The organism is Pseudomonas sp. 20-5, from assembly GCF_056782835.1.
In genome coordinates, this window is the sequence record NZ_CM165584.1 from 1,979,431 (window position 1) to 1,996,686 (window position 17,256).

The 17,256-nt window shown below is 66.1% G+C and carries 18 protein-coding genes and 4 tRNA genes; 18 read left to right on the top strand and 4 right to left on the bottom strand.

Features of this window, described 5'->3' with window-relative positions:
* Positions 1–52 precede the first annotated feature (52 nt).
* From AC1RB9_RS09285 to AC1RB9_RS09335, 11 genes are all read left to right on the top strand, one after another.
* Complete coding sequence (locus AC1RB9_RS09285) at positions 53–973, top strand: LysR family transcriptional regulator (protein ID WP_003091419.1); 921 nt, start codon at positions 53–55, stop codon at positions 971–973.
* 37 nt (positions 974–1,010) lie between these two features.
* On the top strand, positions 1,011–2,495 hold the full coding sequence (gene gltX, locus AC1RB9_RS09290) for a glutamate--tRNA ligase (RefSeq protein WP_003104596.1): 1,485 nt from the start codon (positions 1,011–1,013) through the stop codon (positions 2,493–2,495).
* Positions 2,496–2,696: 201 nt separating this feature from the next.
* A tRNA-Ala gene (locus AC1RB9_RS09295) sits at positions 2,697–2,772 on the top strand.
* A gap of 48 nt (positions 2,773–2,820) precedes the next feature.
* Positions 2,821–2,896: transfer RNA gene (locus AC1RB9_RS09300), tRNA-Glu, on the top strand.
* A 93-nt stretch (positions 2,897–2,989) separates the two neighbouring features.
* Positions 2,990–3,065: transfer RNA gene (locus AC1RB9_RS09305), tRNA-Ala, on the top strand.
* 46 nt (positions 3,066–3,111) lie between these two features.
* Positions 3,112–3,187 (top strand) — tRNA-Glu (locus tag AC1RB9_RS09310).
* 158 nt (positions 3,188–3,345) lie between these two features.
* Positions 3,346–3,888: a TetR/AcrR family transcriptional regulator gene (locus AC1RB9_RS09315; protein WP_003091415.1), complete on the top strand. Its 543-nt coding sequence runs from the start codon at positions 3,346–3,348 to the stop codon at positions 3,886–3,888.
* An 11-nt stretch (positions 3,889–3,899) separates the two neighbouring features.
* Positions 3,900–4,757, top strand: a complete 858-nt coding sequence (locus tag AC1RB9_RS09320) for an alpha/beta fold hydrolase (RefSeq protein ID WP_003452700.1) — start codon at positions 3,900–3,902, stop codon at positions 4,755–4,757.
* 112 nt (positions 4,758–4,869) lie between these two features.
* Positions 4,870–5,517, top strand: a complete 648-nt coding sequence (locus AC1RB9_RS09325) for a bifunctional 4-hydroxy-2-oxoglutarate aldolase/2-dehydro-3-deoxy-phosphogluconate aldolase (RefSeq protein WP_003115023.1) — start codon at positions 4,870–4,872, stop codon at positions 5,515–5,517.
* Positions 5,517–5,954, top strand: coding sequence for an acyl-CoA thioesterase (locus AC1RB9_RS09330; protein WP_003107647.1), 438 nt, complete (start codon positions 5,517–5,519; stop codon positions 5,952–5,954). Before AC1RB9_RS09325 ends, AC1RB9_RS09330 begins: the two co-directional genes overlap by 1 nt.
* Positions 5,955–6,046: 92 nt before the next feature.
* Entirely contained in the window at positions 6,047–7,006 is a 960-nt protein-coding gene (locus AC1RB9_RS09335; RefSeq protein ID WP_003452687.1) for a tRNA dihydrouridine synthase, read from the top strand.
* Positions 7,007–7,020: 14 nt separating this feature from the next.
* On the opposite strand, the gene AC1RB9_RS09340 is transcribed toward AC1RB9_RS09335, so the two are convergent.
* Together AC1RB9_RS09340 and AC1RB9_RS09345 are read right to left on the bottom strand one after the other, a co-directional pair.
* Entirely contained in the window at positions 7,021–7,767 is a 747-nt protein-coding gene (locus AC1RB9_RS09340; protein WP_003104218.1) for an SDR family oxidoreductase, read from the bottom strand.
* A gap of 16 nt (positions 7,768–7,783) precedes the next feature.
* Positions 7,784–8,587, bottom strand: a complete 804-nt coding sequence (locus tag AC1RB9_RS09345; RefSeq protein WP_003452684.1) for a glyoxalase/bleomycin resistance/extradiol dioxygenase family protein — start codon at positions 8,585–8,587, stop codon at positions 7,784–7,786.
* Positions 8,588–8,744: 157 nt separating this feature from the next.
* Here AC1RB9_RS09345 and AC1RB9_RS09350 point away from each other — a divergent pair, with 157 nt between their 5' ends.
* Entirely contained in the window at positions 8,745–9,194 is a 450-nt protein-coding gene (locus AC1RB9_RS09350) for an Hsp20 family protein (protein WP_003091405.1), read from the top strand.
* Between the two features lie 43 nt (positions 9,195–9,237).
* Here the strand turns inward: AC1RB9_RS09350 and AC1RB9_RS09355 are convergent, their stop codons facing one another.
* Complete coding sequence (locus tag AC1RB9_RS09355) at positions 9,238–10,566, bottom strand: SGNH/GDSL hydrolase family protein (protein ID WP_003452683.1); 1,329 nt, start codon at positions 10,564–10,566, stop codon at positions 9,238–9,240.
* Between the two features lie 111 nt (positions 10,567–10,677).
* On the opposite strand from AC1RB9_RS09355, the gene AC1RB9_RS09360 reads away from it, so the two are divergent.
* Together AC1RB9_RS09360 and AC1RB9_RS09365 are read left to right on the top strand one after the other, a co-directional pair.
* On the top strand, positions 10,678–11,589 hold the full coding sequence (locus AC1RB9_RS09360; RefSeq protein ID WP_003111185.1) for a LysR family transcriptional regulator: 912 nt from the start codon (positions 10,678–10,680) through the stop codon (positions 11,587–11,589).
* A gap of 79 nt (positions 11,590–11,668) precedes the next feature.
* A complete protein-coding gene (locus tag AC1RB9_RS09365) occupies positions 11,669–12,046 on the top strand; it encodes a RidA family protein (protein WP_003091402.1) in 378 nt (125 codons plus the stop codon).
* A gap of 92 nt (positions 12,047–12,138) precedes the next feature.
* Here AC1RB9_RS09365 and AC1RB9_RS09370 read toward each other — a convergent pair whose 3' ends face one another.
* A complete protein-coding gene (locus AC1RB9_RS09370; RefSeq protein WP_003091401.1) occupies positions 12,139–13,032 on the bottom strand; it encodes a LysR family transcriptional regulator in 894 nt (297 codons plus the stop codon).
* 162 nt (positions 13,033–13,194) lie between these two features.
* Here AC1RB9_RS09370 and leuC point away from each other — a divergent pair, with 162 nt between their 5' ends.
* From leuC to leuB, 4 genes are all read left to right on the top strand, one after another.
* Positions 13,195–14,619, top strand: coding sequence for a 3-isopropylmalate dehydratase large subunit (leuC, locus tag AC1RB9_RS09375; RefSeq protein ID WP_003091399.1), 1,425 nt, complete (start codon positions 13,195–13,197; stop codon positions 14,617–14,619).
* An 11-nt stretch (positions 14,620–14,630) separates the two neighbouring features.
* Positions 14,631–15,269, top strand: coding sequence for a 3-isopropylmalate dehydratase small subunit (gene leuD / locus AC1RB9_RS09380; protein WP_003091398.1), 639 nt, complete (start codon positions 14,631–14,633; stop codon positions 15,267–15,269).
* 71 nt (positions 15,270–15,340) lie between these two features.
* Positions 15,341–16,102 carry a class I SAM-dependent methyltransferase gene (locus AC1RB9_RS09385; RefSeq protein ID WP_003452681.1) on the top strand — a complete coding sequence of 254 codons (762 nt, stop codon included), beginning with the start codon at positions 15,341–15,343 and terminating at the stop codon, positions 16,100–16,102.
* Between the two features lie 58 nt (positions 16,103–16,160).
* Positions 16,161–17,243, top strand: coding sequence for a 3-isopropylmalate dehydrogenase (leuB, locus tag AC1RB9_RS09390; protein WP_003091395.1), 1,083 nt, complete (start codon positions 16,161–16,163; stop codon positions 17,241–17,243).
* Positions 17,244–17,256 lie beyond the last annotated feature (13 nt).

Consider the following 17,256-nt stretch of genomic DNA (forward strand, 5'->3'; position numbering starts at 1 on the left):
GGACGTTATAGGCGCTACACTTCGGACTCTTTGTTGCTTATAGGGAACAATAATGGGGCTTGATGATGCGCTGATCTTCACCCGCGTGGTGGAGTACCACAGCTTCACCCAGGCCGCGCAGAGCCTGGGCATGCAGAAGTCCACGGTGAGCCGGCGCATCGCCCTGCTGGAGGAGCGTCTGGGCGTGCGCCTGCTCAATCGCACTACCCGCAAGTTGCGCCTGACCGAAGTAGGGCAGGCCTACTACGAGCGCTGCCGGCAGATCATGCACGATTTCGCCGAGGCCGAGCAGGCGGTCATGCAGTTGCAACAGGCGCCGTCGGGATTGCTGCGGATCACCTCGCCGATAGAGTTCGGCCAGATGTTCCTCGCCAGCCTGCTGGGCGACTTCATGCGCCAGTACCCGCAGATCACCGCCGAGGTCGAGCTGGCCTCGCGCAGCGTCGATCCGCTGCAGGAGGGCGTCGACATCGTGATCATGGTCGGCCAGCCGGAGGATTCCACCCTGGTGGCCCGTCGCCTGCTCTCTACCAGCCGCTGGCTCTGCGCCAGCCCCGACTACCTGGCGGCGCACGGCACGCCGACATCGGTGGCCGAGCTTGCCGGGCATCGCGCGGTCCTTCTGTCCACCGACTCCCAGCGCTACTGGCCGCTTTCCGGAGACAGCCTGCCCTGCCAGCGGGTGCTGTCCTGCAACAACATCACCTTCGCCCGCGAGGCGGTGGTCGCCGGTGCCGGCATTGCCGCGCTACCGGCGCTGATCTGTGCGGAGAGCGTGCACAGCGGGCGTCTGGTGCGTTTGCTGGCGGACGTGCCGTTGCCGGTCGGCGAACTGTATGCGGTCTATCCTTCGCGGCGTTTCCAGGCGATGAAGGTCAAGGCCTTCCTCGATTTCCTGATCAGCCGCCTGCCGGCCGACACCGGTCGTTTACTGGAGCCGGAGGCGGCCCGCCTGATAACATCACGCCCCTGAATTTCCGTTTTAACTTCCGCTTGGCAAGAGAGTCTCCATGACCACTGTTCGTACTCGCATCGCCCCGTCGCCGACGGGCGACCCGCACGTCGGTACCGCATACATCGCGCTGTTCAACCTGTGCTTCGCGCGTCAGCACGGCGGTCAGTTCATCCTGCGCATCGAGGACACCGACCAGCTGCGTTCGACGCGGGAGTCCGAGCAGCAGATCTACGACGCCCTGCGCTGGCTCGGCATCGAATGGGACGAGGGCCCGGACGTCGGCGGCCCGCATGGCCCGTACCGGCAGAGCGAGCGCGGGCATATCTACAAGAAGTATTCGGACGAACTGGTCGAGAAGGGCCATGCCTTCACCTGCTTCTGCACGCCCGAGCGCCTCGATGCGGTTCGCGCCGAGCAGATGGCGCGCAAGGAAACCCCGCGCTACGACGGCCACTGCATGCACCTGCCGAAGGATGAGGTGCAGCGCCGCCTCGCCGCCGGCGAGTCCCACGTCACCCGCATGAAGGTGCCGACCGAGGGCGTCTGCGTGGTGCCGGACATGCTCCGCGGCGATGTCGAGATTCCGTGGGATCGCATGGACATGCAGGTGCTGATGAAGGCCGACGGCCTGCCCACCTACTTCCTCGCCAACGTGGTCGACGACCACCTGATGGGCATCACCCACGTCCTGCGCGGCGAAGAGTGGCTGCCGTCGGCGCCCAAGCTGATCAAGCTCTACGAGTATTTCGGCTGGGAGCAGCCGCAGCTGTGCTACATGCCACTGCTGCGCAACCCGGACAAGAGCAAGCTGTCCAAGCGCAAGAACCCGACCTCTATCACCTTCTACGAGCGCATGGGCTACCTGCCGCAGGCGCTGCTCAACTACCTCGGGCGGATGGGCTGGTCGATGCCGGACGAGCGCGAGAAATTCACCCTCGCCGAGATGATCGAGCATTTCGACCTGTCGCGCGTCTCCCTGGGCGGACCGATCTTCGACCTGGAGAAGCTCTCCTGGCTGAACGGGCAGTGGATCCGCGAGCAGTCCGTGGAGGAGTTCGCCCGTGAGGTGCAGAAGTGGGCGTTGAATCCCGAATACCTGATGAAGATCGCTCCGCACGTGCAGGGACGGGTGGAGAACTTCAGCCAGATCGCGCCGCTGGCCGGATTCTTCTTCAGCGGCGGGGTGCCGCTGGACGCTTCGCTGTTCGAACACAAGAAGCTCGATCCGACCCAGGTCCGCCAGGTCCTGCAACTGGTGCTGTGGAAACTCGAATCCCTGCGCCAGTGGGAGAAGGAACGCATCACCGGCTGCATCCAGGCTGTCGCCGAACACCTCCAGCTCAAGCTGCGCGACGTGATGCCGCTGATGTTCCCGGCCATCACCGGGCATGCCAGCTCGGTTTCGGTGCTGGACGCCATGGAGATCCTTGGCGCCGACCTGTCGCGTTATCGCTTGCGCCAGGCCCTGGAGCTGCTGGGCGGGGCGTCGAAAAAGGAAACCAAGGAATGGGAGAAGATCCGCGACGCCATTCCCGGCTGACCGGCTTTCTTCCACAGTCGATGACGAGGCCCGCCCAGTTGCGGGCCTCGTTTTTGGGGGAGGGGAGGTAAGTGATTGTTCTTCCGGTAAAATTTTTTAGGTTTCGATGAAAAATAATGTTGACAGCCTCAAGCCTCGCCCTTAGTATGCGCCCCGTCTTCACGACGAACTCAACGAAGTGAAGCGATCCAGCGGTACTTTGGGGCTATAGCTCAGCTGGGAGAGCGCTTGCATGGCATGCAAGAGGTCGACGGTTCGATCCCGTCTAGCTCCACCAAATTGCCGGGAATACGCGGTTGGTTTTGCGGATTCCTACGAAGGTTTCGTCCCCTTCGTCTAGTGGCCTAGGACACCGCCCTTTCACGGCGGTAACAGGGGTTCGAGTCCCCTAGGGGACGCCACTTCATGTTCATCCGTCCCAGCAATGGATGAACGTGTCGACGACCGGAAGGTTGTCGAAGCGATCGGAAGATCGCCCGCCTGATGGCGAATTCGGGGCTATAGCTCAGCTGGGAGAGCGCTTGCATGGCATGCAAGAGGTCGACGGTTCGATCCCGTCTAGCTCCACCACATTTCAAGGCCAGCATCGCTGGCCTTACTTTTCGAAGGTTTCATTGTCCCCTTCGTCTAGTGGCCTAGGACACCGCCCTTTCACGGCGGTAACAGGGGTTCGAGTCCCCTAGGGGACGCCACTTTTTCCCGCTCTGCGGGGCTCTATAGGGCCATTCCGAATTGGAATGGCCCTTTTGTTTTTTCCCTTTTCGAATTTCCTGACAGACGGCCCGGCCGTACGCTTGCCGATTTTTATTATGCATATAATATTTCATCCATAATATTTTCGGAGATCGTCATGAGCGACAAGAAAACCCAGACCCGTGCCCGCATCCTCGGTGCCGCCACCCAGGCCCTGCTCGAGCGGGGCGCCGTCGAACCTAGCGTCGGGGAAGTGATGGGCGCGGCGGGGCTCACCGTCGGCGGCTTCTATGCCCACTTCCAGAGCAAGGATGCGCTGATGCTCGAGGCGTTCGAGCAATTGCTCGGCAAGCGCCGCGAACTGCTCGGCGAACTCGATCCCGGATTGTCGGGAAAGGAGCGTCGTGCCTTGGCGGCCGCCTTCTACCTGTCGCGCAAGCATCGGGACGCACAGGTCGACGCCGGTTGTCCGCTGCCGGCGACCCTAGCCGAGGTGGCGCGCCTGCCGGAGGGGTTTCGCGAGGTCTTGAGCAGACATGTCGAGATCATGGTCGCCAGCCTGGCGGAAAGTCCCGAGGAAACCGACGTCGCCCTGGCCGACCTGGTGTTGATGATTGGCGGTTTGGCGCTGGCCCGGGCATTGGGGCCGGGGGAGCTGTCCGACCGGGTTCTGCGTGCCGCCAAGCAGGCGGTGAACTGAGGAGGTGCGAGATGAGCAGCCTGACCTGGATTCGCGGTTTCAACGGGACGATCGGCCGCATCGCGCCGCGTTGGACGGCCGAGCGTATGCGTCGGACGTTCATGGTGCCTGGAGAGTGGCCGCCGAAGGATTGGGAGCTGCCGCTGCTGGCCAGTTCGGAGCGCGTCACTCTGCGCTTCGGGCTGTCGGTGTTGCGCTGGGGCGAGGGGCCGGCAGTCCTGCTGCTGCATGGCTGGGCCGGCAGGCCGACACAGTTCGCCCATCTGATCGAGCAACTGGTCGGCGCGGGTTATTCGGTGTATGCCCTCGATGCGCCGGCCCATGGCCGCTCGCCGGGCAGGGAGGCGAACGTGGTGCTGTTCGCCCATGCCTTGCTGGAGGCCGCTGGCGAGTTGCCGCCGCTGCGTGCGGTGGTCGGTCATTCCCTGGGTGGCGCGGCGGCGTTGCTGGCGGCCCAGATGGGGCTGCGCAGCGAAGCGCTGGTGACGGTCTCGGCGCCGTCGCGGATTCTCGAACAGTTGCGCCTGTTCGCTCGTTTCGTCGGTTTGCCGGCCCTGGCTCGCTCGCATTTCATCCGCCTGGTCGAGCGTCAGGCGGGCATATCCGCGGCGTGCCTGGATGTGGCGCGCTACCGTCTGGAAATGCCCGGACTGGTGGTGCATGCCGACGACGACCCGCGCGTAGCGGTGGAAAATGCCGAGCGCATCCATGCCGCCTGGCCGGCCAGTCGCTTGCTGCGCCTGCCGGGCGGCGGCCACCACCGACTGCTCGGCGAGCGCAGGCTGAGCGAGTCGCTGCTGGCGCTGCTCGAGGAGCGCCCGGCGATGCGCGCTTGCCGGCGCGTGGAAAAGACGGCGAGCGCTTCCTGAGGCGCGTAGCAGAGGGGTTGTCGTTGTCCTGACCTCGGTTCTTCGGTAAAAAGCGCTGTGGCCCGCGCGGAGCGATCCGGCGGGGCGAACCGTTTCGAATCGAGGAGTGCCCATGACATTGCCGCTGGATCGGGTCCTGCAGCAGGCCAGCCCGGTATTGCCGGTGCTGGTGATCGAGGACGTGGCGCTGGCGCCCGACCTGGCGCGCGCGTTGTATGCGGGCGGCGTCACGGTGCTGGAAGTGACGCTGCGCACGCCGCAGGCGCTGGACGCGATCGCCGCCATCCATCGCGAGGTGCCCGAGGTCCTGCTGGGGGCGGGTACCCTGATCCACACCGAGCAGTTTCTCGAGGCGCGCGACGCAGGCGCACAGTTCGCCGTCAGCCCCGGATGCACGCCGCGCCTTGCCGCCGCCGCGGAGGATGCCGGCCTGCCATACCTACCCGGGGTGATGACGCCTTCGGAAGTGTTGCTGGCGCTGGAGTACGGTTATCGCTCGCTGAAGCTGTTCCCGGCCGATGGCACTGCCAGCGTGAAAATGCTGAAAAGCCTGAAGGGGCCGTTCACCGGCATCCGCTTCTGCCCGACCGGCGGGGTGAACCTGGACAACCTGCTGAATTTCCTTCGCCTGCCCAATGTCGCCTGTGTCGGCGGCACCTGGTTGGCGCCGCCGAGCCTGATCCGGGCGCGGGCCTGGGATCAGATCACACAACTGGCCAGGGAAGCGCGCGAACTGGCCGGCAGCCTGGAGCAGCATTGATGAATTGGGACTACGCCGATCCGTTCGTGATCGACCTCAGGGTCCTCGCCGAGGACATCGACGGGCTCGGCCACGCGAACAACGCCGTCTACGTCAGTTGGCTGGAGCGCTGCGCCTGGCGCCACTCGCAGCGGCTGGGCCTGGACCTGGCCGAGTACCGCCGGCTGGACCGGGCGATGGCGGTGCTGCGCCACGAGATCGACTACCTGGCCGCGGCCTACGAGGGCGACGAACTGCAATTGGCGACCTGGATCGTCGAGTCCGACCAGCGCCTGCGGATGAACCGGCGCTTCCAGTTGGTACGCCCGGCGGATGGCGCCACGCTGCTGCGGGCGCAGACCACCTTCGTCTGCATCGAACTGTCCAGCGGCAAGCCGAAGCGGATGCCGGCGGAGTTCATCGACGGCTATGGCCAGGCTCTGCTCGCCGGGGCCTGACCCGTCGCGCGTCGGCCGGCAGGCATTCGCACTTTGTTCCGGGCGGCGGATTCTCTAGAATCCGCCGCCTGTCATTTTCGAGGTAGTGGTTCGTGCAAATCGCCCTGGCGCCGATGGAAGGTCTGGTGGATGAAATCCTCCGCGACGTGCTGACCCGCGTCGGCGGCATCGATTGGTGCGTCACCGAATTCATCCGCATCACCGATCGCCTGCTGCCGGCCACGGCTTTCCACAAGCTGGCGCCGGAGCTGCACGACGGCAGCCGGACCCGCGCCGGGACGCCGATGCGTGTGCAGTTGCTCGGCTCCGATCCTGCGTGCCTGGCGGATAACGCCGCGTTCGCCTGTGAGCTGGGTGCCCCGGTGATCGACCTGAACTTCGGTTGTCCGGCCAAGACCGTGAACCGCTCGCGCGGCGGCGCGGTATTGCTCAAGGAGCCGAAGCTGATGCACGACATCGTCGCCGCCGTGCGTCGCGCGGTGCCGAGCGAGATTGCGGTGACCTCGAAGATGCGCCTGGGCTACGACAGTCCCGACGGCGCCCTGGATTGTGCGCGGGCCCTGGCCGACGGCGGCTCGGCCCATGTAGTGGTGCATGCCCGGACCAAGGTCGATGGCTACAGGCCGCCGGCGCACTGGGAATGGGTGGCGCGGGTGGCCGAGGCGGTGCGCGTGCCGGTGTTCGCCAATGGCGAAGTGTGGACGCTCGACGACTACCTGCGTTGTCGCGAGGTCAGCGGGGTGGAGGACATCATGCTCGGTCGCGGCCTGGTCTCGCGTCCTGGCCTGGCTCGGCAGATCGCCGCCTGGCGCGATGGCGGCGAAATCCGCGAGATGCCCTGGAGCGAGCTGTTGCCGCTGCTGCGCGACTTCTGGCTGCAGGCCCGGCGCAAGCTCGCCCCGCGCTATGCCCCGGGCCGTCTCAAGCAGTGGCTGGGCATGCTCACCCGCACCTATCCCGAAGCCGTCGAGCTGTTCGCACGGATTCGCCGGGAAAGCGATTGCGAAACCATCGACCGGCTGTTGCAGGTGTCGTTCAGCCAGGCGGCCTAGCTTGCGTACCAGGCCTAGCGGCCGCCGCTGACATCGATGAAGGTGCCGGTGCTGTAGCTGGCTTCGTCCGACGCCAGCCAGAGAATCGCCCGCGCGACTTCCTCCGCCGTACCGCCGCGTCCTAACGGTATGCCGCCCTTCAGGCGTTCGATACGGCCTGGCTCGCCGCCGCTGGCGTGGATCTCGGTATCGATCAGTCCGGGCCGCACCGCGTTGACCCGGATACCCTCCGCCGCCACTTCCCTGGCCAGACCGATGGTCATGCTGTCGATGGCGCCCTTGGCGGCGGCATAGTCGATGTATTCGTTGGGCGATCCCAGCCGCGAGGCCATCGAGGACACGTTGACGATGCTGCCGCCGCGCCCGCCGTGGCGGGTCGACAGGCGCTTCACCGCCTCGCGGGCGCAGAGGAAGCTGCCGGTCACGTTGGTCGCGAATACCCTGTGCAGGCGCGCCGCGTCGATGTTTTCCAGGCGCGTCTGCGCTTCCAGCATGCCGGCGTTGTTGACCAGCACGTCGAGGCGGCCGAAACGTTCGTCGATGGCGGCGAACAGCCGCTCGACATCGCCTTCCTCGGCTACGTCGGCCGCCACCGCCAGGGCTTCGCCGCCCTGGCGCTCGATGCGCTGGCGCAGCGCTTCGGCGGCCTCGCGGTTGCGCAGATAGTTGAGGACGACCGCATAGCCGCGTTCGGCGGCGAGCAGAGCGGTGGCGGCGCCGATGCCGCGGCTGGCTCCGGTGATCAGCATGACGTTGCGCATGATGATGCTCCCCAGGTCAGTAGCGAGTGAAGGTCAGGTAGTCGGCGTCCCAGCCCAGGCCCTGCCAGAACAGGTTGGACAGCGGCGCGTCAAGGGCCGATTGCGCGCGGATCAGGCCGGCGCCGCGCGAGCGCAGGGCCTCCTCGGCGCTGCCCACCAGTTCCCGGGCCAGGCCCTGGCGGCGGGCCTGCGGCAATACGTAGAGCTCTGCGATCTCTCCGACCCGTGCCTGACCGTCCTCGATCTGCCACAAGTGGGCGAGGACGAAACCGCGGGGATGCTGCTGGGCCTCCGCCAACCAGAGCAAGCGGTTGCGCGAGGCGGCCAGGAGCAGTGCCTGGATCGCCTGTTGGTCGCCGGCATCCAGGGTTTCCCCGGCTTCGCGGACATTGGCTTGCCAGAGCGCGGCCACCGCGGGGACGTCGTCGGCGCTGGCCAGGCGAACCCGGTGCTGCTCTGGCGTCGTATCGAGCTCCTGGCCGACCCGCAGCAGGTTGCCATCGGGATCGACCAGGGCGAATTCGCGCATGCCCCAGGGCTGGTCTTCCAGGACCGTGATGCGTGGAATCCCCTGGCCGCCCAGGCCGAGGGCCGTGGCCTGGCGATGCAGCGCCTGGGCGTCCTCCAGGCGCAGGTAGGCAGCGCTGCAATTGGTCTTCGGTTCGAGCGCCTCGAACAGCGACAGGTGCAGCTCCAGGGCGCCGCGCTGGAGGATGGCGTAGGTCGGATAGCGAGCGCCAAGGTGGAAGCCGAGGGACTGGTAGAAGGCGCTGGCGCTGTCCAGATCGCGGCAGGGGAAGGTCGGGATTGCGCGTTCCATGGCGACGGTTCTCGAAAGGATGAGTTTCGATCTGAGCACGACGAACGGTCGTTCTCAAGGCTCTTGAAATACTTCCGACGATCCCTATCTAGTTCGTGCGGGATGCCGAAGACGGGTTCCGCACCAGAGTACTTGCTGATAATTCAGGAGATTCGCAATGAGCAACGCTTTTTCCCTCGCCCCGCTGTTCCGTCATTCCGTAGGCTTCGATCGCTTCAACGATCTGTTCGAGTCGGCCCTGCGCAATGAGGCCGGGAGTACCTACCCGCCCTACAACGTCGAAAAGCACGGTGACGACGAGTATCGCATCGTCATCGCCGCCGCCGGCTTCCAGGAAGAAGACCTGGACCTGCAGGTCGAGCGCGGCGTGCTGACCGTCAGTGGCGGCAAGCGCGAGAAGTCCACGGACAACGTGACCTACCTGCATCAGGGCATCGCCCAGCGCGCCTTCAAGCTGTCGTTCCGCCTCGCCGATCATATCGAGGTCAAGGCGGCTTCGCTGGCCAACGGCCTGCTGAACATCGACCTGGTGCGGCTGGTTCCGGAAGAAGCCAAGCCGAAGCGTATCGCCATCAATGGCCAGCGCCCGGCACTGGACAACCAGTAACCGTCAGCGGTGATCGAAAAAAGGCGCCTTCGGGCGCCTTTTTTCATTTCGTTGCGCTATCGGCCCGGGGCTCTGCCGGTGTGCCGTCAGGCACCTCGTCCAGCAGGACGTCGAGGTCGACGGCGGCCGCCATCGCCCGGTTGCCTTCGTCGCTGGGGTGCAGATGGTCGCCGGAGTCGTAGCGCGCGGCGAGCCGCGACGGCTGCTCCGGATCGCGCAATGCCGCGTCGAAGTCGATCACCGCATCGAAGGCGCCGGCATGACGGATCCACTCGTTAACCTGCCTGCGCAGGGCTTCCTTGGCGGGATGGTAATAATCGCTCAACGGCGTGCCGGGCAGTGCGCCCTCGAACGGCGTGAGGGTCGCGCCGACGACCCGGATACCCCGGTTGTGCGCCCGTTCGATCAATTGCCGGTAGCCGGCGATCAGCGCTTCCAGGGTGGGCGGTGCGGCATTCCGGGCGAAAGCGGTACCGGGCCAGGCAATGTCGTTGATGCCGAGCATCACCACCATGCTGCTTGCGCCTGGCTGGGCCAGTACGTCGCGGTCCAGACGTGCCAGCGCGCTCGCGCCCATGCCGTCGCTCAGCAGACGGGCGCCGGAAATCCCCGCATTGACCACGGCGACGCCATGCGGGGCCAGGCGTTCGGCGAGGAAGTCCGGCCAACGGCTGTTCCGGTCGAGGCTGGCGCTGGCTCCGTCGGTGATCGAGTCGCCGAGCGTCACCAGCGTCCGCGTTGCCGTTTCGGTTTCGACCAGGATACCTGTCAACAGCAGGCGCGCGCTGGTGCTCTGGCTGTCCGCCGCGTCCAGCTGCAATGCGTGGCTTTGGGTCTGCTCGCCGGCGACGATCCAGCCCGTCTGGCGGCCGTCCCAGTGGAAGGTTTCCATGGGCGTGGCGGCCGGCAGGTAGAGACTCACCAGCACCTGCGAGAGCGCGGCCACCGGCATCGCCACCGGATCGCTGAGTAGCGTGGCGCCGGGCGCGATGGTCGCCGTCCGGCGTCCGCCAAAGGTCACGTCATGCAGGCTGCCGGTGGCGACCGCGGCGCGCTCGGAACCGGGTTTGGCCAGGGTGGCCCGGCCGATCCGGATCGGGCGCTTTCCATAGGTATTTGCCAGGACGATGCGCACGCGTGTTCCTCCCAGGCTGATTCGCGCCAGTTGCCGCACCGTCTGGTCGTGCAGTTCGGCCGGCACGTTGCTGGGAAACAGGAAGTCCTCAGCCCAGACCGGCTGCGGGCTGGCCTGCCAGCTGGCGGTCCAGGAAGCGGCCGGCGCGGCGCAGGCGTACAACAGGCTCGTCGCGAGCGCGAAGGCCCGGGTTGCGCTGGAGGTCGCGGCGGGAAGTCTTTCGATGGGTCGTTTCATGTCGTTGAATTCAGTGGTTATCCTGTAGCTGATGATGAATTCAAAGATTTAAGGGAAATAGACCGTAGCGGGGAACATCATTTATGAAGCGAAATCATCAGGCAGGGCGCCATGGCCCGGCTTGAAGTCAACCGTTCCGGCGAACTGGAGGTGTTTGCCCGGGTCGTCGAGTCGGGGGGCTTTTCCGCCGCCGCTCGACGTTGCGGCATGACGCCCTCGGCAGTCAGCAAGCTGATCACCCGGCTCGAACAGCGCCTGGGAACCCGCTTGCTGAACCGCTCCACCCGTCAATTGCAACTGACGCCCGAGGGATGCACGTTCTACGAGCGCGGGGTGCGTATCCTGGCCGACCTGGAGGAAGCCGAGCGGTGTGCGAGCGAAAACGCGGCGCCGCGCGGGCGCTTGCGAGTCAACGCCAACGTGCCTTTCGGACATCATTTCCTGCTGCCGCTGGTGCCCGAGTTCCTCGCGCAGCATCCCGAGGTGACGCTGGATATCGTGCTGACCGATGAGGTCGTCGACATCCTCGAGCAGCGCACCGACGTGGCCGTGCGCGCGGGGCCGCTGAAAAGCTCGAGCCTGGTGGCGCGCAAGCTGGGGAGCACGCGCATGCTGATCGTCGGTGCGCCGGCCTACCTGGCCCGGCATGGCATGCCGGCCACGCCGCAGGCGCTGCTGGGGCACAACCGCCTCGGCGCCAACTATGTGCGAACGCGCTCCGGCTGGCCGCTGCGGGACGCCGGCGAGGAACTCGTGGTGCCGTTGTCGGGCAACGCCCAGGCCAGCGATGGCGAGGCGCTGCGCCGTCTGGCCGTGGCCGGCCTGGGCCTGGCGCGGCTGGCCGCGTTCCAGGTGCGCGAGGACATAGCCGCCGGTCGCCTGATTCCCGTGCTCGAGGCATACAACCCGGGCGACCTGGAGGAAGTCCACGCCGTCTACGTCGGCCAGGGCGGCTATCTGCCGCTGCGCGTGCGGGCGTTCCTGGACTTTCTGGCGGAGCGCGTCGATATGAGCCAGGGTTGATCGCAGTGCTACATGAATACGCCGATTCCGCGGCCGAAAGCTTTTCTTCCTAGCGCTTCAGTAACAGGAGGCAATCCAGATGAGCGATGACATCCAGCGTTACCCCAGCAGCCTGCCGTTTCCCTTTTCCCGCGCGGTGCGGGCCGGCGGCTTCCTGTTTCTTTCCGGACAGGTGCCGATGAGTCCGACCGGCGAGGTGGTACGTGGCGATATCCAGACCCAGACCGAAGCGGTGATGGCACGCATCGGCGAGACCCTGGAGAGCTGTGGTGCGCGTTTCGACCAACTGGTGAAGGTCACCGTCTGGCTGTCGGACATGGCCCACTTCGCCGGTTTCAACGAGGTCTACCAGCGTCATGTGCAGGGGGCCTTGCCGGTACGCTCGACGGTGACCGCCGGGCTGGCGCTGGGGGTCGACGTGGAGGTCGAGGTGCAGGCGTGGGTCGGCGAGGGCTGAGTCGCGAGGGCATTGGCATGCAGGTCGGGTGAGCGCTGGCCGCGGACGGCGAAGAGGGGAGGGCCTACCCGTGGCGTCCGACCTGAATCGCTTCAGGCCGCTGGAGTGCCGTTGCCGAATGCCTGTTCGTCGAGCAGGCGCATGAAGGCGCGCGCGGCGTTCGACAGGGTCCGCTCGGTGTGCAGGATATAGCCGAGCTGGCGGCTGAGCTGGATGTCCTGCAGCGGCAGGCGCACCACCTGGTCGTCGAGCATGGTCCGCGGCAGCACGCTCCAGGCCAGGCCGATGGAGACCATCATCTTGATGGTCTCCAGGTAGTTGGTGCTCATGGCGATGTTCGGCGTCAGCCCTTCGGCTTCGAACATGCGCCGCACGATGTGGTGGGTGAAGGTGTTGCCGCCGGGGAATACCGCGGGGTGCTTGGCGACGTCGGCGAGGAACACCGTGCCCTGTCGGGCCAGCGGGTGCTCCGGGGCGGCGACGAAGTCCAGCGGGTCGTCCCACACCGGGACTGCGCGCACCGGTTCGGCGGTTTCCGGGGCCAGGGTGATCACCGCCAGTTCCGCACGACCATGAAGGATCTCCTCGTAGGCCACTTCCGAATCCAGGAACTGGATATCCAGCGCCACCTGCGGATGCGCCCGGGTGAAGGCGCGCAGCAGCGGCGGCAGGCGATGCAGGCCGATGTGGTGGCTGGTGGCCAGGACCAGCCGGCCGCTGACCTCGCCGGTGAGGTTGTTCAGCGCCCGGCGGGTGTCGTCGAGCACGTTGAGCAACTGGTAGGCGCGCGGCAGCAGGGCGCGGCCGGCCTCGGTGAGGTTGACCTCGCGGCCGACCCGGTCGAACAGCCGGGCATTGAGCTGCTGTTCGAGGGCGGCGATGCGCTTGCTCACCGCCGGTTGGGTCAGGTGCAGGCGCTCGCCGGCTTCGGAGAAGCTGCCGGTCTCGGCAATGGCGATGAAGGTGTTGAGGCTGTTCAGGTCCATTGCGGGCCTCCGCTGGTTTCGGCTGCCCGGAGCTTAGCGCCAATGGATTCCTGTTGGGAATGCTTTGGATGAAAAATATGAATTTGAGTTATTCGTAGACAAGCCATAGGATCATCCTCACAAGCCCTGTGGGCATAGAAATGAGCTGATGAGGAAATCCCGATGGCCGGCAAGACCCTCTACGACAAACTCTGGGACATGCACCTGGTCAAGCAGCGCGACGACGGTTCGGCGCTGATCTACATCGACCGCCATATCCTGCACGAAGTGACCTCGCCGCAGGCCTTCGAGGGTCTTCGCCTGGCCGGGCGCAAGCCGTGGCGGATCGACGCCAACATCGCCACCCCGGACCACAACGTGCCGACCACCCGCACCGAGCGCAAGGGCGGCATCGCCGCCATCGCCGACGAGGTCTCGCGCCTGCAGGTGCAGACCCTCGACGAGAACTGCGACGACTTCGGCATCACCGAATTCAAGATGAACGACGTGCGCCAGGGCATCGTCCATGTGGTCGGTCCGGAGCAGGGCGCGACCCTCCCGGGGATGACCGTGGTCTGCGGCGACTCGCACACTTCCACCCACGGCGCCTTCGGCGCGCTGGCCCACGGCATCGGCACTTCCGAGGTAGAGCATGTGCTGGCGACCCAGTGCCTGGTGGCGAAGAAGATGAAGAACATGCTGGTCAAGGTCGAAGGCAGGCTGCCGGCCGGCGTCACGGCGAAGGATATCGTCCTCGCGGTGATCGGCAGGATCGGCACCGCCGGCGGCAACGGCCACGCCATCGAGTTCGCCGGCAGCGCCATCCGCGACCTGTCCATCGAAGGGCGGATGACCATCTGCAACATGTCGATCGAGGCGGGCGCCCGCGTCGGCCTGGTCGCCGTCGACCAGAAGACCATCGACTACGTGAAGGGCCGGCCCTTCGCGCCGAGCGCCGAGCAATGGGACCAGGCCGTCGCCTGCTGGCAGGGGCTGGTGTCGGACGCCGATGCCCGCTTCGATACCGTGGTCGAGCTGGACGCCGCGCAGATCAAGCCGCAGGTCAGCTGGGGCACGTCGCCGGAAATGGTCCTGGCCGTGGACCAGAACGTGCCGGACCCGGCCCGCGAGAGCGACCCGATCAAGCGCGGTTCGATCGAGCGCGCCTTGAAGTACATGGGCCTGCGGCCGAACCAGGCGATCACCGACATCCAGCTGGACCGGGTATTCATCGGTTCCTGCACCAACTCGCGGATCGAGGACCTGCGCGCTGCCGCCGAAGTGGCCAGGGGCCGCAAGGTCGCCGCGACCATCAAGCAGGCGCTGGTGGTGCCGGGTTCCGGGTTGGTCAAGGAGCAGGCCGAGAAGGAAGGCCTTGACCGGATCTTCATCGAGGCCGGCTTCGAATGGCGCGAGCCGGGCTGTTCCATGTGCCTGGCGATGAACCCGGACCGGCTGGAGAGCGGCGAACACTGCGCCTCGACCTCCAACCGCAACTTCGAGGGCCGTCAGGGCGCCGGTGGCCGTACCCACCTGGTCAGCCCGGCGATGGCCGCCGCCGCGGCCGTCAACGGCCGCTTCATCGATGTCCGCGAATTGCTCGCCTGAGGAGAACCGAGATGAAACCCTATACCCAGACGACCGGTCTCGTCGCTCCGCTGGATCGCGCCAACGTCGATACCGATCAGATCATTCCCAAGCAATTCCTCAAGTCGATCAAGCGCACCGGCTTCGGCCCCAACCTGTTCGACGAATGGCGCTACCTGGATGTCGGGCAGCCGGGACAGGACAACTCGAAGCGTCCGCTGAACCCGGACTTCGTCCTCAACCAGCCGCGCTACCAGGGTGCCAGCGTACTGCTGGCGCGGGAGAACTTCGGCTGCGGCTCGTCCCGCGAGCACGCGCCCTGGGCGCTGGACGAGTACGGTTTCCGCACGGTGATCGCACCGAGCTATGCCGACATCTTCTTCAACAACAGTTTCAAGAACGGCTTGCTGCCGATCATCCTGCCCGAGGCCGAGGTGGACGAACTGTTCCGCCAGGTCGAGGCGAACGAAGGCTACCAGTTGTCCATCGACCTGGCGGCGCAGACCGTTACCCGTCCTGATGGCAAGGTGCTGGGTTTCGAGGTCGACCCGTTCCGCAAGCATTGCCTGCTCAACGGCCTCGACGACATCGGCCTGACGCTGCAGGACGCCGATGCGATCCGTGCCTTCGAGGACGGCTACCGCCAGCAGCAGCCCTGGCTGTTCCGCTGAGCGCCACGTGAGTCCCCTTGCCGGGCGCATCCTGGGTAGGGTGCGCCCGGTTTTTCTCCCGGAGTAGGTTCATGAGCGACCACGATGACGTTGTCCAGCGCCAGTTCGGCGCCCAGGCTTCGGCCTACCTGAGCAGCGCCGTGCATGCCCAGGGCGAGGAATTCGCCTTGCTGCGCGACGCCCTGGCCGGGCGCCCGGAAGCGCGGGTCCTCGACCTGGGCTGCGGCGCCGGCCACGTGAGCTTCCAGGTCGCCGCCCTGGCAGGGGAGGTGGTGGCCTACGATCTTTCCGCCGAGATGCTCGCCGTGGTGGCGCAGAGCGCCGCGGAACGGGGCATGGCGAACATCCGTACCGAACAGGGCAAGGCGGAGAGCCTGCCCTTCGCCGACGGCGAGTTCGATTTCGTCTTCAGTCGCTATTCCACCCATCACTGGCGCGATGTCGGCCTGGCCCTGCGCGAGGTGCGGCGGGTGCTCAAGCCCGGCGGGGTGGCGATCTTCGTCGACGTGGCGGCGCCCGGGCAGGCCTTGCCGGACACCTTCCTGCAGACCGTCGAGCTGCTCCGCGACACCAGCCATGTGCGCAACTACTCGCCGGCCGAGTGGGCGCGCCTGAGCGGCGAGGCGGGCCTGCTGGTAACCGGAAGCCGGCGCCAGCGCCTGCGCCTGGAGTTCCAGTCGTGGGTCGAGCGGATGCGTACGCCGGAGGTGTTCCGCCAGGCGATCCGCACCCTGCAGCTGGCGGTGGGCGAGGAAGTCAGGGAGTATTTCGAGATTGCCGACGACGGCTCGTTCAGCACCGACGTGCTGGTGCTGTGGCTGCGTCGGGAGTGACGGTTCGATCGCGGCGGCGCATGCCCGCCGTTCAATGAATGAAGGACAAGAGGGTGTTATGAGCAAGCAGATCCTGGTTCTCCCCGGTGACGGTATCGGCCCGGAAATCATGGCGGAAGCGGTCAAGGTGCTGGAACTGGCCAACGACAGGTTCCAGCTCGGCTTCGAACTGGCCGAGGACGTCATCGGTGGCGCGGCCATCGACAAGCACGGCGTGCCGCTGGCCGACCAGACCCTGCAGCGCGCGCGCCAGGCCGATGCGGTGCTGCTGGGCGCGGTAGGGGGGCCGAAGTGGGACAGGATCGAACGCGATATCCGTCCCGAGCGCGGTCTGCTGAAGATTCGCTCGCAACTGGGCCTGTTCGCCAACCTGCGTCCGGCCATCCTCTATCCGCAACTGGCCGCGGCCTCCAGCCTGAAGCCGGAAGTGGTCGCCGGGCTGGACATCCTCATCGTCCGCGAACTGACCGGCGGCATCTACTTCGGCCAGCCCCGCGAGCAGCGCGTGCTGGAGAACGGCGAGCGCCAGGCCTACGACACCCTGCCGTACAGCGAGAGCGAAATCCGTCGTATCGCCCGCGTCGGTTTCGACATGGCCCGCGTACGCAACAACAGGCTCTGCTCGGTGGACAAGGCCAACGTTCTCGCCTCCAGCCAACTGTGGCGGGAAGTGGTGGAAGAGGTGGCGAAGGACTACCCGGACGTCGAGCTTTCCCATATGTACGTGGATAACGCCGCCATGCAACTGGTGCGCGCGCCCAAGCAGTTCGACGTGATGGTCACCGACAACATGTTCGGCGACATCCTGTCGGATGAGGCTTCCATGCTGACCGGTTCCATCGGCATGCTGCCTTCTGCCTCGCTCGACGCGAACAACAAGGGCATGTACGAACCCTGCCACGGTTCCGCCCCGGACATCGCCGGTCAGGGCATCGCCAACCCGTTGGCGACCATCCTCTCGGTCTCGATGATGTTGCGCTACAGCTTCAGCCAGGCGACCGCCGCCGACGCCATCGAGCAGGCGGTGAGCAAGGTCCTCGACCAGGGGCTGCGCACCGGCGACATCTGGTCCGAAGGCTGCCGCAAGGTCGGCACCCGGGAAATGGGCGATGCCGTAGTCGCGGCACTCAAGAATCTGTAATCTGACGGGCTTG

Excerpts from the sequence above, each read along its gene's own strand:
- gltX (WP_003104596.1), top strand. The coding sequence starts at position 1,011 with ATGACCACTGTTCGTACTCGCATCGCCCCGTCGCCGACGGGCGACCCG.
- AC1RB9_RS09330 (WP_003107647.1), top strand. The coding sequence starts at position 5,517 with ATGAATTGGGACTACGCCGATCCGTTCGTGATCGACCTCAGGGTCCTC.
- AC1RB9_RS09370 (WP_003091401.1), bottom strand. The coding sequence starts at position 13,032 with ATGGACCTGAACAGCCTCAACACCTTCATCGCCATTGCCGAGACCGGC.
- AC1RB9_RS09360 (WP_003111185.1), top strand. The coding sequence starts at position 10,678 with ATGGCCCGGCTTGAAGTCAACCGTTCCGGCGAACTGGAGGTGTTTGCC.
- AC1RB9_RS09325 (WP_003115023.1), top strand. The coding sequence starts at position 4,870 with ATGACATTGCCGCTGGATCGGGTCCTGCAGCAGGCCAGCCCGGTATTG.
- AC1RB9_RS09340 (WP_003104218.1), bottom strand. The coding sequence starts at position 7,767 with ATGCGCAACGTCATGCTGATCACCGGAGCCAGCCGCGGCATCGGCGCC.
- leuC (WP_003091399.1), top strand. The coding sequence starts at position 13,195 with ATGGCCGGCAAGACCCTCTACGACAAACTCTGGGACATGCACCTGGTC.
- AC1RB9_RS09345 (WP_003452684.1), bottom strand. The coding sequence starts at position 8,587 with ATGGAACGCGCAATCCCGACCTTCCCCTGCCGCGATCTGGACAGCGCC.
- AC1RB9_RS09355 (WP_003452683.1), bottom strand. The coding sequence starts at position 10,566 with ATGAAACGACCCATCGAAAGACTTCCCGCCGCGACCTCCAGCGCAACC.
- AC1RB9_RS09320 (WP_003452700.1), top strand. The coding sequence starts at position 3,900 with ATGAGCAGCCTGACCTGGATTCGCGGTTTCAACGGGACGATCGGCCGC.
- AC1RB9_RS09365 (WP_003091402.1), top strand. The coding sequence starts at position 11,669 with ATGAGCGATGACATCCAGCGTTACCCCAGCAGCCTGCCGTTTCCCTTT.
- AC1RB9_RS09315 (WP_003091415.1), top strand. The coding sequence starts at position 3,346 with ATGAGCGACAAGAAAACCCAGACCCGTGCCCGCATCCTCGGTGCCGCC.
- AC1RB9_RS09385 (WP_003452681.1), top strand. The coding sequence starts at position 15,341 with ATGAGCGACCACGATGACGTTGTCCAGCGCCAGTTCGGCGCCCAGGCT.
- AC1RB9_RS09350 (WP_003091405.1), top strand. The coding sequence starts at position 8,745 with ATGAGCAACGCTTTTTCCCTCGCCCCGCTGTTCCGTCATTCCGTAGGC.
- leuB (WP_003091395.1), top strand. The coding sequence starts at position 16,161 with ATGAGCAAGCAGATCCTGGTTCTCCCCGGTGACGGTATCGGCCCGGAA.
- AC1RB9_RS09285 (WP_003091419.1), top strand. The coding sequence starts at position 53 with ATGGGGCTTGATGATGCGCTGATCTTCACCCGCGTGGTGGAGTACCAC.
- leuD (WP_003091398.1), top strand. The coding sequence starts at position 14,631 with ATGAAACCCTATACCCAGACGACCGGTCTCGTCGCTCCGCTGGATCGC.